A 16,065-nucleotide genomic window follows, 5' to 3' on the forward strand; every position below is an offset into this window, starting at 1 on the left:
AATCATTTATGATGCAGATATCCGCCTTGTAGCCTTATGGGAGGGCACTGAAATGGCCCAGGAACTCTACACCCGCACCAACCAGAAACTGTTCTTCGCCGGCCTCGCCCTCGAGTCCATGGCCAAGGCTGAACAAAGCCAGGCCATGAATGCCCAAGGCCTGGTCCAGGCTGAGCGCGAGTCGGCGCTGTTCCACCTGTATGGCGCTCTGTTGGGGCTGTGCCATGAAATCGGGGGCTTCTATCGCCTGCCGGTCGTCGCAACGGTAGAGCAAGCCCTGGCCGACGATGCCCTGAACGGTATCGCCATCCCGGAAGTGGCCGAGTTGCTGGAGCTGGCTCGCCAACGCGAAACCTGGCTGGCGCAAATGCTCGGTGCTTATGCCGATTTGTTCCGACCACCGGTCGCCAGAAAAGCGCCGAAAACCGACGTTACCCAGCCTCTGATTCAAGCCGTCAATCTTGATGAGCCTGAGCATCCAGCGCTGTCGCGTGCCGAGCTGGAAAGCTGGCGCAACGACCTCAAAAGTTTGGTGAGACGTTTCCGCGACGCGTTGAGTGAGTGCTGATAGACGCAACGGCTGGTACAATAATCGCCTTTCGCGGAGAACTGCCATTTATGTCTACGTCTTTTCTGGAAATTGTCGAGTTGCCTGATGGCCGCATCGAACTTCGTCGCGCCGAGGATGAGGGCTCTCTGGTAACCCTGGATTTCTCGGAAGACGCCAAGGTGTTCCTGCAGGGTCAGCATGTGGAAGTGGCCAAGGCCATGCTCAGTGTGGGCGTGCAGATGGCCGGTCGCCTGATGGATGGCGAGCTCGAGCGTGATGAAGGGCCGCGTGTGCTGCACTGAGTGTGCAGCAGCGTATCAGGCTATTTGAAGTGACAGGCAAAGCCTGAACATCAGCCGAGGCGGATGTTCAGGCTTTGTGCGTTTCCGGCACTGGCTGCACGTAGCAGTTGCTGGCGTGCAGTGGCATTGACGTTGCCCAGCCAGCTCACCACGGTGTGGCTGAGGCCCAGGCGCAAAGCCTCGCAGGCCAGCTGCAGCGCGCTTTGATTGCTGCGGGGTTGCAGCAGCAGAATACGTTCACGGTTGAGCCCGGCATCGCGCAGCCAGGCCTGGGTCAGGCTTGGCGGTGGGGCGATCAGGGTCAGCCAGCGGGCCTCGTCCTCTTCGCTCAGCTCGCGCAGCACGGGCGCCAGCAGGCTTTGGCAGTGGCCAGGGGCGCCGCGCAGCGACAGTTCGCTGAACAGCTCGGGCTGGCTGCTCTTGCGCGCCGGTTCCCTGGCTTTCAGGCCTGGCAGCACGGGCTGGGCGAGGAATGCTTCGAACAGGGGCAACTGGACTTGCTCGGGTGCGTGAATGAACTGCTGCATGACGCCTCCTGGATCAGCGGCGAATGACGCCGACGCTCAAGCCCTCGATCACCAGCTCCTGTTCTTTCAGGTCGACTTCGATGGGGGCGAATTCGGGGTTTTCGGCAAGCAGCCAGACTTTGCTGCCTTCACGCTTGAAGCGCTTGACGGTAACTTCGTCGCCGATGCGCGCCACCACGATCTGGCCGTTACGGGCTTCACGGCAGGTGTGCACCGCCAGCAGGTCACCGTCGAAGATGCCGACGTCCTTCATGCTCATGCCGTGTACGCGCAGCAAATAGTCGGCTTGGGGGTGGAAGAAGGCAGGGTTGATGTTGCAGGATTGCTCGATGTGCTGTTCGGCAAGAATCGGCGCACCGGCAGCGACCCGGCCGATGATGGGCAGGCCGGTTTCTTCGGCCTTGGCTTCCAGGCCAGGGATGCGGATGCCGCGGGAAGCGCCCGGCGTCATTTCGATCGCGCCCTTGCGGGCAAGGGCCTTGAGGTGCTCCTCGGCGGCATTGGGCGACTTGAAGCCCAGCTCCTGAGCAATCTCGGCGCGGGTAGGCGGGAAGCCGTTGTCTTCCAGGCAGCGCTTGATGAACGCGAGAATTTCGGCTTGGCGTGGCGTCAGTTTCAACATGGTAAGCGCTCTGTCTTTTTGTACAGTGACTGGGATTATATACAGTACTGAGTGCGCTGCAAGCCAAAAGCCGCAATAAACAGAAGAGGTGGCGCTTGCAGTGGGCCGGCTGGCGCTTTTAAATGGCGACCGCCCAGTCACCGAGCCTTGACAGAAGCAGGGCTGAAACGTATGTTTCAAACACCTGTTTGTCTGGCGGAGTAGTCGGAGTAGTCATGGCCCAATCGGAAACCGTTGAACGCATTCTCGATGCTGCCGAGCAGCTGTTCGCGGAAAGGGGGTTCGCCGAAACCTCGTTGCGGCTGATTACCAGCAAGGCCGGGGTCAACCTGGCGGCAGTCAACTATCATTTCGGCTCCAAGAAGGCGCTGATCCAGGCTGTTTTTTCGCGTTTCCTCGGCCCATTCTGCGCCAGTCTCGAGCGTGAGCTGGAGCGCCGCCAGGCCAAGCCGGAGCAAAAGCCCAGCCTTGAAGAACTGCTGGAAATGCTCGTAGAGCAGGCGCTGGCCGTGCAGCCGCGTAGCAACAACGACCTGTCGATCTTCATGCGCCTGCTGGGTCTGGCGTTCAGCCAGAGCCAGGGTCACCTGCGGCGCTATCTGGAAGACATGTACGGCAAGGTGTTCCGCCGCTACATGCTGCTGGTGAACGAGGCTGCGCCACGCATTCCGCCACTGGAACTGTTCTGGCGTGTGCACTTCATGCTGGGTGCCGCGGCCTTCAGCATGTCCGGTATCAAGGCCTTGCGGGCGATTGCCGAGACTGACTTCGGCATCAATACCTCGATCGAGCAGGTGATGCGCCTGATGGTGCCGTTCCTGGCGGCAGGCATGCGCTCTGACAGCGGTGTGACCGACGAGGCGATGGCCACTGCGCAGCTGCGTCCGCGAACCAAGACCAGTTCGGCTACCGCCAAGGCCTGAAGGCTGGGCGTGGCGGGGCGCTTCCGCTAAGCTAGCGCCCATGCCCTATCTCGATCTACTTCACATTTCCCTTGCTGACCAGCGCCTTTATGGCTTCGCCTGTGGCCAACAGCGCGTGTCTGCCGGTGTCTGCTGCCCCCCGGTGGGCTTCTCTCTGTCTTCAATGAAGGATTACCCATGACTGTCAGCCTGCAAGGCTCCCTGATGGTGGATATCGCCGGTAAATGGCTGACCGCCGAAGACCGTCAACTGCTTCGCCAGCCGGAAGTGGCTGGCCTGATCATCTTCGCCCGCAATATCGACAGCCCGCGCCAGGTGCGCGAACTGTGCGCGTCCATCCGCGCCATTCGCCCCGAGCTGATCCTGGCCGTGGATCAGGAAGGTGGTCGCGTACAGCGTCTGCGCCAGGGCTTTGTGCGCCTGCCGGCCATGCGTGCGCTGGCCGATAACGACAATGCTGAATACCTGGCTGAACAGTGCGGCTGGCTGATGGCGACCGAGGTACTGGCAGTTGGCCTGGACCTCAGCTTTGCTCCGGTGCTCGACCTGGACCACCAGCGTAGCGCCGTGGTGGGCAGCCGCGCCTTCGAGGGTGACCCGCTGCGTGCAACGCGACTGGCCGGCGCGTTCATCCGTGGCATGAATGCGGCAGGTATGGCCGCGTGTGGCAAGCATTTCCCGGGGCATGGCTGGGCCGAAGCCGATTCGCACGTGGCCATCCCCACCGATGAGCGCAGCCTGGAACAACTGCGCCAGGCCGACCTGGTGCCGTTTACCCGCCTGAGTGGGCAGCTGGCGGCAGTGATGCCGGCGCATGTCATCTACCCGCAGGTTGACAACCAGCCCGCTGGCTTCTCGCGGCGTTGGTTGCAGGACATCCTGCGTGGCGAGCTGGGCTTTGATGGGGTGATTTTCAGTGATGACCTGTCGATGGCCGGTGCGCATGTGGTGGGCGACGCGGCCAGCCGTATCGAGGCGGCGCTGAGCGCCGGTTGTGATATGGGCCTGGTGTGCAATGACCGGGCGGCGGCGGAGCTGGCGCTGAGTGCGGCGCAGCGCATGAAGGTCAAGCCATCGCCGCGGATTGCCCGGATGCGTGGGCAAGGGTTTGCGCGGACCGATTATCGCCAGCAGCCGCGCTGGCTGGAGGCGTTGGGGGCGTTGAAGGAAGCTCAGCTGGTCGATTGACTGCGCTGGCCTGTTCGTTCCCACAAGTCGGGTTTACCTGCGAATACGGTAGCGGCGGCAACGGTGAGCGGCAGGTGGAGATTGGCCAGCAGGCCCGGCCCATTCGCGGGTGAACCCGCTCCTACGCTGTATCCCCCTTTGGCCTACCGCCCGCGCTTTCCAGGCAATGGCGCAAACAGGGCCTCGATTTCTTCATCGCCAAGCCGCCATTGCCCAGCCTGCCCGCCGTCCAGCAGGCTGGCCGCCAATGCAGCCTTTTCCTGCTGCAACAACTGGATCTTCTCTTCCACCGTACCCCGGGTAATCAGCTTGAACACGAACACCGGCTTGTCCTGGCCGATGCGGTAGGCACGGTCGGTAGCTTGGTTTTCGCTGGCCGGGTTCCACCAGGGGTCGAAGTGGATCACGGTGTCCGCCGCCGTCAGGTTCAAGCCTACGCCCCCTGCCTTGAGGCTGATCAGGAACACTTCGCTTTCACCTTGCTGGAACTGCTGCACTGGCGCGCGACGGTCGCGAGTATCACCGGTCAGCAAGCTGTAACGGATTTTGCGCTTCTCAAGCTCCTGCTCGATCAGCGCCAGCATCGAGGTGAACTGTGAGAACAACAACACCCGGCGCCCTTCGCTGAGCAGTTCTTCGAGCATCTCCAGCAGCGCACCCAGCTTGCCCTTATCGGCCTGGTTGCCTTTGCTTTCTACCCCCTTGACCAGGCGCAGGTCACAGCACACCTGGCGCAGCTTGAGCAACGCATCGAGGATCACGATCTGGCTGCGTGCGGCGCCATTGCGGGCGATTTCGTCGCGGACTTTCTGGTCCATGGCCACTCGCACGGCTTCGTACGTATCGCGCTGGGCATCACTGAGCTCGACCCAGTGCACCATCTCGGTCTTGGCCGGCAGTTCTGTGGCCACCTGCTCCTTGGTGCGGCGCAGCAGGAACGGCCGGATGCGGCTGGCCAGGTGGGCCATGCGCTCGCTGTCACCGTGGCGCTCGATCGGGTTGCGGTAATCCTGGTTGAAGCGCTTCAGGTCGCCCAGCCAGCCGGGCATCAGGAAGTGGAAGATCGACCACAGTTCGCCCAGGTTGTTTTCCATTGGCGTGCCGGTCAGGCACAGGCGCTGCCCGGCCTGTAGCTCGCAGACGGCGAGGGCAGCCTTGCTGCTGCTGCTCTTGATGTTTTGCGCCTCGTCCAGTATCAGCACGTGCCAGGCCTGGGGGCGCAGCTGTTCCAGGTCGCGTGGCATCAAGGCGTAAGTGGTCAGGACCAGATCGTACTCATGGAGTTTGGTGAAGTGCTTGCTGCGCCCCGGCCCATGCAGTGCCAGGACGCGCAGGTCGGGGGCGAAGCGCTGGGCTTCGTCCAGCCAGTTGGGTATGAGGCTGGTCGGCATGACTGCCAGGGCCGGTGCATTCAGGCGCCCGGACTGTTTCTCCAGCAGCAGATGGGCCAAGGCCTGCAGGGTCTTGCCCAGGCCCATGTCGTCGCCGAGGATGCCGCCGGTACCCATCTCGCGCAGGGCCTGCAGCCAGTTCAAGCCTTGCTGCTGATAGGGGCGCAAGCTGGCCTGCAGCCCTGTGGGCGGTTCTACCTGCAGGTCCCGGGCATCGCGCAGGCGCCGGCCCAGATCGCGTACGTGCTCGCCACCTTCCCAGTGCAGGGGCAGGCCTTCTATTTCGTTCAGGCGCGCGGCGTCGACGCGCTCCATGCGCAGGGACGGGCCTGCAGTGTCCTCGTGCAGGTAGAGCTCGCCCAGGGTGCCCATGACTGCCTTGATGCGGCCATAGGGCAGGGCGACGCGCAAAGCCGGGGCATCGAGACGGCCGCGATTGAGGTCGATCAGCAGGTGTTCATCATCGCTGCGCCGGGCCAGTTCGCTAGGGCGTAGCAGCTCCGGGCTGCTGCGCAGCAGGTGCAACACGATCGGCAGCAGGCTGTGGCGCTGGCCATCGACCACGATGCCGAGTTCCAGGTCGAACCATTCATGGCCAGGCGCTTCGTCGATGGTTGCATACCAGTCGTCCACCTCCTGCAGGTTGAAGGCGAAGTCGCGGTGAATATCGATGTCCCAGCCGGCTTCGCGCAGGCGCGGCAGGCCTTCGCGGGCAAAGCGCAGCCAGGCTTCGTCGTCAGGCAACTGGTGCATTTCGCCGGCGCTGTCGGGTAGGGCCTTGCTCTGCCGTGTGGCGGGCTTGAAGCCGAAATCGCGCAGTACCTTGCGCAGCGCCTGCTCGGCTTGAGTCTGGCGGCGAATGCGCTGGCTGGTGCTGCCTGCCAGGCGGGTCAGCGGCTTTTCGTCGGTGCCGCTGGCCTGCAAGCCGTCATAATCGAACGCCAATGCGGCGCGGTGTTGCATTTGCCGTTGCATGCGACCGGTTTTCGGCATGTAGGCGGTGTATTCAAGGCTGCCGAGAGCAAGAAGGGGCTTTGGCTGGATGTTATCGAGCAACTGCTCCTGCACTTGCGTCGGGGTCGGCACCTTATGGCTGAGGGCATTGAGCTTGTGGCTCAGGGGTACGACCAGGTGTTCCGGCACGTCGGGTGCAATAGTCAGCTGTACGGCGACGTGGGGATCCAGGCTGTGCTCGACCTTGCCCACTTCACGGGTCGGCAGGTCCAGGTAGTAAAGCGGCAGCAGCGGGATGACGCAGCGCAGCATCGCTTCGCCGCTGTACCACCGCCCCCGGTAATTTCCGTTGTCCAGGCGTACCCAGCGAAACTCGGCGTGGCGCACCGGGCCTTCATGAAGCAGGGGGAGGTCGGTGTCGAAGAACATCCGCCCGGTTTCGAGGGCGCGCTGGAACAGCTCGCCACCTTCATGGCCCTTCAGTCGGTAGCCGCGATCCTGGCCGCCGCCCTGATTCAGGGCCGAGAGCAGGCGCAGAATGCGGATGTCTTCGTCTGTTACGAAGCGCGGTGGCTCGTAGAGGAAATCGTAAAGGGACTGGACGCGGCTGAAGCGGATGCCGTCCTCCGTTCGCGTGCCCTTGCGCACAAGCAGGGCGCAGCCCGCATCGTCGGTGAGCTGCAGCTGATAGCACACCATGCGCCCGCGTTTGTCTTCGGTCGCGTCGGTCTTGGGTGGGGCCTGCTCCAGGCCGCTCAACCAGTGCTGCAGTTCGGCGGACAAGGCGCCCGGGTTGGCTTGCGTGTCCTTACTGCTGGAAAAGCGCTCGCTGACGCAAAAAAGGACAGCGGCGCAATGCTTGCAGTTTTGCCGTACCGGGCAATCGCAGTCACCGCGCACATGGCACCGGCCGCCCGCTACGTGCAACTTGATGTGTTGCCGGTAGTGGTTGTTGCCGCTCCCCTGGCAACTGGCCGTTATGGTTGGCCCATGAATGCCTTCCAGTTCGGCCCTGCCTTCCTCGGCATAGCGCTCACCGCGCTGCAGGGCAGCTTTGCTGAACGATTGAATCCAGTTCGGATAGGCGTTCACCATTTCGGCGGCATCGTCCTTCATGGGCTTACTGCTCCATCATCTCCGGGTCCATCACCGGCATTTTCGGCGTGCCTGGTGGGGTCACCTTCAGCAGCACCGCCAGGTGCCCGCCGTCGAGAAAGGTCAGCTGGCCGCCCTTGACGTTGCTGTTGCTTTGCCTGAACTGCTCGCTTTGCAGCACGTTGCCGTTGCCATCCAGCTGGTTGACCCAGAAGTTGGCCTCGACGGTGATGAAGCGGCCTTCAGCGATGCTCAGGTTGCCTTCGATAGGGAAGTGCCCGAACTGTTCGGTGCCTTCGCCCAGGGCGATGCGGCTGGGTTCGCTGCCCACCTGCTGTTGCCAGGCCTTGTGCATCAGCACCGTGTAGTCGGCGGTGGCTTCCAGGCGGGTGGCTTCATCTTCAAGTGCTGGGGGGCGCTCGGCCTCTTTCGCCAGGCGTGGGGCGCCAGCGCTCCAGTCTTCGGGGGCGAACGGGCTGGTGAAGGCGGGCACGCTGTTCTGCCGCACCAGAATCATTTCTACCTGATACAGGCCTTCGGCGAAGGCCGCTGGGGCGAACAGCGCCAGCAGCAGGGTCAGGCAACGGATGGCACGCATGAGTCTTCCTTAGGCAGGCTGTGGGGTCAGGCGCTCGAACAGCGCCTCCAGGGTATTGAAACGTTCGTCGGGGCGTTCCATCGGTACCAGGAAGCGGAACTGGGTGGCGCCTTCGAACTTGTAGCGTTTGGGTTGACCCTGGATCAGCTTGATCAGGGTCAGTGGGTCGACCGGTGTTTCGGCTTCGAACTCGAGCTTGCCACCGTTGGGCCCCGCATCGACTTTCTTGATGCCGAGCTTTTCCGCGTGCAGCTTGAGTGACGTCAGGCGCATCAGGTTCTTGGTCGGCTCTGGCAGCAAGCCGAAGCGGTCGATCATCTCGACCTGCAAGTCCTTGAGGCCTTCTTCGTCAGCAGCCGAGGCAATGCGTTTGTACAGGATCAGGCGCGCATGCACGTCAGGCAGGTAGTCCTCGGGGATCAGTGCCGGCAGGCGCAGGTTGATCTCCGGGCCGCCACCCAGGGGTTGCTCAAGGTTCGGCTGGGTACCTTTTCGGATTGCCTTGACCGCACGTTCGAGCATTTCCATGTACAGGGTGAAGCCCACTGCCTGGATCTGCCCGCTCTGGCCTTCGCCCAGCAGCTCGCCGGCACCGCGGATTTCCAGGTCGTTGGTGGCCAGCACAAAGCCTGCGCCAAGGTCTTGCGTGTTGGCGATCGCCTCCAGGCGCTTTTCGGCGTCGGCGCTCACCTTCTGACGGGTAGGTGTGAGCAGGTAGGCGTAGGCCTGGTGGTGACTACGGCCAACCCGGCCACGCAGCTGGTGCAGCTGGGCCAGGCCGAACTTGTCGGCGCGCTCGATGACGATCGTGTTGGCGCTGGGCACGTCGATACCGGTTTCGATAATGGTCGAGGCCACCAGCACGTTGAAACGCTTGTGGTAGAAATCGCTCATCACCTGTTCCAGCTCGCGTTCGCGCATTTGCCCGTGGCCGATGCCGATGCGTGCCTCGGGCACCAGCTCGGCAAGGTCGGCGGCGCATTTTTCGATGGTTTTCACATCGTTGTGCAGGTAATACACCTGGCCACCGCGCAACAGTTCGCGCAGCAGCGCCTCCTTGACCGTGCTCTTGTTCTGTTCCATGACGAAGGTGCGCACCGACAGGCGGCGTGCTGGCGGCGTGGCGATGATCGACAGGTCGCGCATGCCCGCCACCGCCATGTTCAGCGTGCGCGGAATCGGCGTGGCGGTCAGGGTGAGGATATCGACCTCGCTGCGCAGCGCCTTCAGCTGTTCTTTCTGGCGCACGCCAAAGCGGTGCTCTTCATCGATGATGGCCAGGCCCAGGTCTTTGAAGCGCACGTCGTCCTGCAGCAGCTTGTGGGTGCCGATGAGAATGTCGATCTTGCCTTCGGCAAGGTCCGCGGCGGCGGCGGCCACTTCTTTGGCCGATTTGAAGCGGCTCATCACTTCCACGGTCACGGGCCAGTCGGCAAAGCGGTCGCGGAAGCTGTTGTAATGCTGCTGGGCAAGCAGGGTGGTGGGCACCAGTACGGCCACCTGGCGGCCACTGTGCACGGCGATGAACGCCGCACGCATGGCCACTTCGGTCTTGCCGAAGCCCACGTCGCCGCAGACCAGGCGGTCCATTGGCTTGGGTGCCAGCATGTCGGCGCGCACGGCCTCGATGGCGGCCTGCTGGTCCGGGGTTTCCTCGAACGGGAAGCCGGCGCTGAAAGTGGCGTAGTCGGCGGACGGGTCGGCAAACGCGTAGCCCTTGCGCGCGGCGCGGCGGGCATAGATGTCGAGCAGTTCGGCGGCCACGTCGCGGACCTGTTCGGCGGCCTTGCGCTTGGCTTTCTGCCAGGCCTCCGAACCCAGCCGGTGCAACGGTGCCAGGGCGTCGTCGCTGCCGGTGTAGCGGGCGATCAGGTGCAGGTTGGCCACCGGCACATACAGCTTGGCGTTCTCGGCGTATTCCAGTGTCAGGAATTCGGCAGCCTGGCCGTCGATTTCCAGGGTGGCCAGGCCCAGGTAGCGCCCGACGCCATGGTCGATGTGCACCACCGGCGCACCTTCGCGCAGCTCGGTGAGGTTCTTGATGACCGCGTCGTTGGCGGTTTCGCCGCGCTTGTCACGGCGCCGGCGCTGCATCACTCGCTGGCCGAACAGTGGGCTTTCGGCAATCAGGGCCAGCCCTGGATCGTCCAGCAGCAGGCCGTCGTCCAGCGGGGCGATGGTGATCGCCAGGCGCTCGGCACCGGTAATGAAATCGTCCCAGCCTTCGACGGTATGCGGGCGCAGCTTCAGCCGTTCGAGCAGTTCCAGCAGCACTTCCCGGCGGCCCGCTGATTCGGCGGTGAAGAGCACGCGGCCGGGGAACTGGTCGAGGAAGTTGGCCAGCTCGGCCAGCGGCTGGTTGGCCTTGGCCTCGATGGCCAGGTTGGGCAGGGCGCGCGCCGGGAAGCGCTCGCGGCCCACGCCAGGCTCCAGCGCTTCGCTGCTGACCACCACCCGGGGCCACTGCTTGAGCCGGGCGAAGCAATCTTCCACCGGCAGGAACAGCTCGGCCGGCGGCAACAGCGGCCGGCTGAGGTCGCCGCGGCGGTCTTCATAGCGCCCGCGCACGTCGTTCCAGAAGTGCTCGGCGGCCTGTTCCACACCGGGTAGCGAGAACACCTGGGTGTCGGTCGGCAGGTAGTCGAACAGGGTCGAGGTTTCTTCGAAGAACAGCGGCAGGTAGTACTCGATACCGGCGGGGATGATGCCGCTGGCCAGGTCCTGGAAGATTGCACTGCGGCGGAAGTCGACGTCGAAGCGCTCGCGAAAGCGTGCCTTGAAGCGGGTCACTTCTTCCTTCTGCATCGGGAATTCGCGTGCCGGCAGCAGGCGCACCGAATCCACCTTGTCGATCGAGCGCTGGGTCTCGGGGTCGAAGGTGCGCAGCGTCTCGATCTCGTTATCGAACAGGTCGATACGGTAGGGCAGTTTGCTGCCCATCGGGAACAGGTCGATCAGCGCGCCGCGCACGGCGAACTCGCCATGCTCGTAGACGGTGTCGACACAACGGTAACCGCTGGCCTCCAGGCGCAGGCGCATCTGTTCCACGTCGATGGTCTGGCCCACATCCAGCACCAGGCTGCTGCCCAGCAGAAAACGCGTGGGTGCCAGGCGGTGCAGGGCGGTGGTGATCGGCACCACGAGGATGCCGTGGCTCAGCTCCGGCAGGCGGTACAGGCTGGCGATGCGCTGGGAGATGATGTCCTGGTGCGGCGAGAACAGGTCGTAGGGCAGGGTTTCCCAATCGGGGAACGGCAGCACTGGCAGGTCTGGGGCAAAGAAGCGCAGCTCCTGCTCCAGACGGTCGGCGGCCTGGCTGTCGGCCGTCAGCAGCAGGGTGAAGCGGCCAGCGCTGCTGGCGGCTTCGGCGATGGCAAGGCTGAGGGCGGCACCGGGCAGGTTGCCCCAGGTTTGTTTGCCGGCCGTGGCCGACATTTGCGGTAGGCGCAGAACTGACACGGGAGATTGCACTCCAAGCGTTGCGGCAAAGAGACCGATTGTACCGGTGACAGTGCCGGCTGTCAGGCTCGAAAGGGCATGAACGCTGGCTTGCGTCACTGTGACAGGCACTCATTGCCGGTTCCGCGTTGGGGCGTCATAATGTAGCCCCTTTTTTCTGTCCCTACATGTGGAAGGTTCCCGTGACTCAGAAGCCCGACCAGTGTCTTGGTGAGTGGATTGATCGTGAAGCCCTGGCTGAAGCGATGATCCCGCTTATCGGTCAGCTCTACCGCAATAACAATGTGGTGAGCTCGATTTATGGCCGCAGCCTGATCAACCGTTCGGTTATCTCGATCCTCAAGGCGCACCGCTTTGCGCGCCACCGCCAAACCGACGAAACCGAACTGTCCGTCCACGAGACATTCCCCCTGCTCAAGGCCATGAGCGAGCTGAAACTGGGCGCCGCATCGGTCGACCTGGGCAAGCTGGCCAACAAGTTCAAGCAGGAAGGCAATGGCCGCACTGCCGAGCAGTTCGTCCGTGAAGAGCTGGCCGACGTGGTCGGTCAGCAGAACGCTTCGGCGCGCAAAGGCACCGACGTTGTCCTGTACGGCTTCGGTCGCATCGGCCGCCTGCTGGCGCGCATCCTGATCGAGAAGACCGGTGGTGGTGACGGCCTGCGTCTGCGTGCCATCGTCGTGCGCAAAGGCGCCGAAAACGACCTGGTCAAGCGTGCCAGCCTGCTGCGCCGTGACTCGGTGCACGGCCCGTTCGATGGCACCATCACCATCGACGAAGCCAACAACACCATCACCGCCAATGGCAACCTGATCCAGGTTATCTACGCCAAGAGCCCGAGCGAAGTCGACTACACCCAGTACGGCATCGACAATGCGCTCATCGTCGACAACACCGGCGTATGGCGTGACGCCGACGGCCTGGGCCAGCACCTGGCCTGCCCGGGTGCTGCCCGCGTGATCCTCACCGCACCTGGCAAGGGCGCGCTGAAGAACATCGTGCACGGTATCAACCACGGTGACATCACTGCCGATGACAAGATCATCTCGGCGGCCTCCTGCACCACCAACGCCATCGTGCCGGTGCTCAAGGCCATCAACGACCAGTACGGCATCGTCAACGGCCACGTCGAAACCGTTCACTCGTTCACCAACGACCAGAACCTGATCGACAACTTCCACAAGGGCAGCCGCCGTGGCCGTGCCGCGCCGCTGAACATGGTAATCACCGAAACCGGCGCCGCCACCGCTGCTGCCAAGGCACTGCCAGTGCTGAAGGGCAAGCTGACCGGCAACGCGATTCGTGTTCCGACGCCGAACGTTTCGATGGCCATCCTGAACCTGAATCTGGAAAAGGCCACCACCCGCGACGAGATCAACGAGTACCTGCGCCAGATCGCCATGCACTCGGAGCTGCACAAGCAGATCGACTACGTGGCTTCGCAGGAAGTGGTTTCGACCGACTTCGTCGGCTCGCGCCATGCCGGTGTGGTTGACGCAGAGGCGACCATCGCCAACGACAACCGCGTTGTTCTGTACGTCTGGTACGACAACGAATTTGGTTATAGCTGCCAGGTGGTTCGTGTGATGGAAGACATGGCCGGTGTGAACCCGCCAGCGTTTCCACGCTGATTCGCTTGTAAGGCAATGAAAAAACGGGAACCTTCGGGTTCCCGTTTTTTTTATTTTGAATGTGTGTTGTCAGTGCCGGCCCTTTCGCGGGTAAACCCGCGCCTACAGGATTATCGCTGCCCCTGTAGGCGGGGGTTTACCCGCGAAGAGGCCAGCACTGGCAACCGAGAAACCCTACTGTGCGCACAGCCCTACTGTTCATTCTGCTGCTACTCACCGCCTGCAACCAGGGCCCCACCCTGGAACGCCTGGGTGGCCCGACCATGGGCAGCAGCTACAGCATCCAGTACGTCCGCGAGCCTGGTGGCCCGGAGCTGGCCCAGGTGCAGAGGGCGGTGGAAACCATTCTGCACGACATCGACCACCACTACTCGACTTACCGCGGCGATTCCATCGTAAGCCAGTTCAACCGCTTACCTGCCGGCCAGTGCCTGGCCCTGCCGCCTGACATGCTCGCGTTGGTCAGCCTGGGCCAGCACCTTGCCGAGCAGAGCGATGGCGCCTTCGACCTCACGGTAGAGCCATTGCTCGACCTGTGGGGCTTCGGCCCTCAGGCCCGTCACCAGCAGGTGCCCGAACCACAGGCACTGGCCCAGGTACGCCAGCGTGTGGGCTACCAGCACCTGCGCGTCAAAGGTCGAGCCCTGTGCAAGGATGCCCCGGTGCAGCTCGACTTCAACAGCATCGTCGCCGGTCATGCTGTCGACTTGATCGCTGCGCGCCTGCAGGCCATGGGTATCAGCAGTTTTGTCGCCGAGGCCACTGGCGAGCTGAAGGCGGTTGGCCGCAAGCCTGACGGTAGCCCTTGGCGTATTGCCCTGGAACTGCCTCGCGAAGACCGTCAGATCGCCCGCCAGATCATCCCGGTCAATAGCCTTTCAGTATCAACCTCGGGTGACTATCGGCACTATTTCGAGCAGAATGGCCGGCGCTATTCGCACACCTTCGATGCCCGCCTCGGGCGCCCGGTCGAACATGACCTGGCTGCCGTTACGGTGCTGGACGCCTCAGCACTGCTGGCCGATGGCTATTCGACGCTGCTACTCATCCTGGGCCCACAGCAAGGCTGGGATTTTGCCGTGGCGCATGACTTGGCTGCGGTTTTGGTGACTCGAGCAGAGGGAGGCTTCGTCTCCCGAGCTACGCCCGCGTTCGAACGGGCAGTGAAAGGCCAGTGAAAGCACAAGCAGGGATGATTGCCGCCACGGAATGGGTGAAGCATATGTAGTGCGGGCAAAATTGGCCTACGACGCGACCAAGGGTTAATGTGCGCGGCGTTCAGGGTTGATTAGACTGCACCCGAATTTTCTCATGGCGCCCCGGCGGCATGATCGTGCCCCGCGAGCGACCGTGGCTTGCGGGCCAGTTCTGAAGGAGTACGCATGGCTGTCTACAACTACGACGTAGTGGTGCTGGGTTCCGGCCCGGCCGGTGAAGGCGCGGCAATGAATGCCGCCAAAGCAGGGCGCAAGGTAGCGATGGTCGATGACCGTCGCCAGGTCGGTGGCAACTGCACCCACTTGGGTACCATTCCGTCCAAGGCACTGCGTCACTCGGTGCGGCAGATCATGCAGTTCAACACCAACCCGATGTTTCGTGCCATCGGCGAGCCGCGCTGGTTCTCGTTCCCGGACGTGCTGAAAAGCGCCGAGAAGGTCATCGCCAAGCAGGTGGCATCGCGCACCGGCTACTATGCCCGTAACCGCGTCGACGTGTTCTTCGGCACCGGCAGCTTTGCCGACGAGCAAACCGTGGAAGTGGTGTGCCCGAACGGCGTGGTCGAGAAGCTCAACGCCAAGCACATCATCATCGCGACCGGCTCGCGCCCCTACCGCCCGGCCGACATCGACTTCCACCACCCGCGCGTGTACGACAGCGACACCATCCTCAGCCTCAGCCATACCCCGCGCAAGCTGATCGTGTACGGTGCCGGCGTGATCGGTTGCGAATACGCTTCGATCTTCAGTGGCCTGGGCGTATTGGTCGAGCTGGTCGACAACCGTGGCCAGTTGCTGAGCTTCCTCGACTCGGAAATTTCCCAGGCGCTGAGCTACCACTTCAGCAACAACAACATCACTGTGCGCCACAACGAAGAGTACGAGCGCGTCGAAGGCCTGGACAACGGGGTGATCCTGCACCTCAAGTCGGGCAAGAAGATCAAGGCCGACGCCTTGCTGTGGTGCAACGGCCGTACCGGCAACACCGACAAGCTGGGCCTGGAAAACATCGGCATCAAGGTGAACAGCCGCGGCCAGATCGAGGTCGACGAGGCCTACCGCACCACCGTGCCGAACATCTACGGTGCCGGTGACGTGATCGGCTGGCCAAGCCTGGCCAGTGCCGCCCATGACCAGGGCCGGTCGGCCGCTGGCAGCATTGTCGATAACGGCAGCTGGCGCTTCGTCAACGACGTGCCGACCGGTATCTACACCATTCCCGAGATCAGCTCGATCGGCAAGAACGAACAGGAGCTGACCCAGGCCAAGGTGCCGTACGAAGTGGGCAAGGCCTTCTTCAAGAGCATGGCGCGTGCGCAGATCGCCGGCGAGCCGCAGGGCATGCTGAAGATCCTGTTCCACCGCGAAACCCTGGAAATCCTCGGCGTGCATTGCTTCGGCTACCAGGCTTCGGAGATCGTCCACATTGGCCAGGCGATCATGAACCAGCCGGGTGAGCAGAACAACCTGAAGTACTTCGTCAACACCACGTTCAACTACCCGACCATGGCCGAAGCCTATCGGGTAGCTGCCTATGACGGCCTGAACCGGCTTTTTTGAGCGGCTCCGACCGGTGGCCTGAGCCGGTCGGAGAGACCGATTTCAACC

The 16,065-nt window shown here is 63.0% G+C and carries 12 protein-coding genes; 7 read left to right on the forward strand and 5 right to left on the reverse strand.

The features are described 5' to 3' along the window. Nucleotides 1-52 precede the first annotated feature (52 nt). Both BJQ17_RS25755 and BJQ17_RS25760 read left to right on the forward strand, forming a co-directional pair. The gene (locus tag BJQ17_RS25755) at nucleotides 53-568 is read left to right on the forward strand and encodes a DUF6586 family protein (protein WP_003248773.1); all 516 of its coding nucleotides are present in this window, start codon (nucleotides 53-55) and stop codon (nucleotides 566-568) included. Nucleotides 569-618: 50 nt separating this feature from the next. Next, nucleotides 619-852, forward strand: a complete 234-nt coding sequence (locus BJQ17_RS25760; protein ID WP_003248777.1) for a hypothetical protein — start codon at nucleotides 619-621, stop codon at nucleotides 850-852. A 50-nt stretch (nucleotides 853-902) separates the two neighbouring features. Here the strand turns inward: BJQ17_RS25760 and sulA are convergent, their stop codons facing one another. Together sulA and lexA are read right to left on the reverse strand one after the other, a co-directional pair. After that, nucleotides 903-1,379 carry an SOS-induced cell division inhibitor SulA gene (gene sulA, locus BJQ17_RS25765; RefSeq protein WP_003248779.1) on the reverse strand — a complete coding sequence of 159 codons (477 nt, stop codon included), beginning with the start codon at nucleotides 1,377-1,379 and terminating at the stop codon, nucleotides 903-905. A gap of 13 nt (nucleotides 1,380-1,392) precedes the next feature. Next, the gene (gene lexA, locus BJQ17_RS25770; protein WP_003248781.1) at nucleotides 1,393-2,001 is read right to left on the reverse strand and encodes a transcriptional repressor LexA; all 609 of its coding nucleotides are present in this window, start codon (nucleotides 1,999-2,001) and stop codon (nucleotides 1,393-1,395) included. 215 nt (nucleotides 2,002-2,216) lie between these two features. Here lexA and BJQ17_RS25775 point away from each other — a divergent pair, with 215 nt between their 5' ends. Both BJQ17_RS25775 and nagZ read left to right on the forward strand, forming a co-directional pair. Further along, on the forward strand, nucleotides 2,217-2,924 hold the full coding sequence (locus BJQ17_RS25775; RefSeq protein WP_070096826.1) for a TetR/AcrR family transcriptional regulator: 708 nt from the start codon (nucleotides 2,217-2,219) through the stop codon (nucleotides 2,922-2,924). 189 nt (nucleotides 2,925-3,113) lie between these two features. Next, nucleotides 3,114-4,112: a beta-N-acetylhexosaminidase gene (gene nagZ / locus BJQ17_RS25780; protein WP_172402813.1), complete on the forward strand. Its 999-nt coding sequence runs from the start codon at nucleotides 3,114-3,116 to the stop codon at nucleotides 4,110-4,112. Between the two features lie 143 nt (nucleotides 4,113-4,255). Here the strand turns inward: nagZ and BJQ17_RS30530 are convergent, their stop codons facing one another. Genes BJQ17_RS30530 through mfd form a run of 3 tightly spaced genes read right to left on the reverse strand, consistent with a single transcriptional unit; the run spans nucleotide 4,256 to nucleotide 11,609 of the window. After that, entirely contained in the window at nucleotides 4,256-7,573 is a 3,318-nt protein-coding gene (locus tag BJQ17_RS30530; protein ID WP_083285110.1) for a DEAD/DEAH box helicase, read from the reverse strand. A gap of 4 nt (nucleotides 7,574-7,577) precedes the next feature. Beyond that, entirely contained in the window at nucleotides 7,578-8,150 is a 573-nt protein-coding gene (locus BJQ17_RS25790) for a CsiV family protein (protein WP_003248789.1), read from the reverse strand. A gap of 9 nt (nucleotides 8,151-8,159) precedes the next feature. Next, a complete protein-coding gene (gene mfd / locus BJQ17_RS25795) occupies nucleotides 8,160-11,609 on the reverse strand; it encodes a transcription-repair coupling factor (protein WP_012053155.1) in 3,450 nt (1,149 codons plus the stop codon). Between the two features lie 167 nt (nucleotides 11,610-11,776). On the opposite strand from mfd, the gene BJQ17_RS25800 reads away from it, so the two are divergent. The 3 genes from BJQ17_RS25800 (at nucleotide 11,777) to sthA (ending at nucleotide 16,017) form a co-directional block, all read left to right on the forward strand. Next, a complete protein-coding gene (locus BJQ17_RS25800; protein WP_033725352.1) occupies nucleotides 11,777-13,240 on the forward strand; it encodes a glyceraldehyde-3-phosphate dehydrogenase in 1,464 nt (487 codons plus the stop codon). 179 nt (nucleotides 13,241-13,419) lie between these two features. Beyond that, entirely contained in the window at nucleotides 13,420-14,418 is a 999-nt protein-coding gene (locus BJQ17_RS25805; protein WP_070096827.1) for an FAD:protein FMN transferase, read from the forward strand. Nucleotides 14,419-14,622: 204 nt separating this feature from the next. Next, nucleotides 14,623-16,017 (forward strand): Si-specific NAD(P)(+) transhydrogenase, encoded by a 1,395-nt coding sequence (sthA, locus tag BJQ17_RS25810; protein ID WP_003248797.1) that lies wholly within the window; start codon nucleotides 14,623-14,625, stop codon nucleotides 16,015-16,017. Nucleotides 16,018-16,065: the final 48 nt, after the last annotated feature.

The sequence above is a fragment of the Pseudomonas sp. NBRC 111139 genome, assembly GCF_001753955.1.
Classification (GTDB): Bacteria; Pseudomonadota; Gammaproteobacteria; order Pseudomonadales; family Pseudomonadaceae; genus Aquipseudomonas; species Aquipseudomonas alloputida.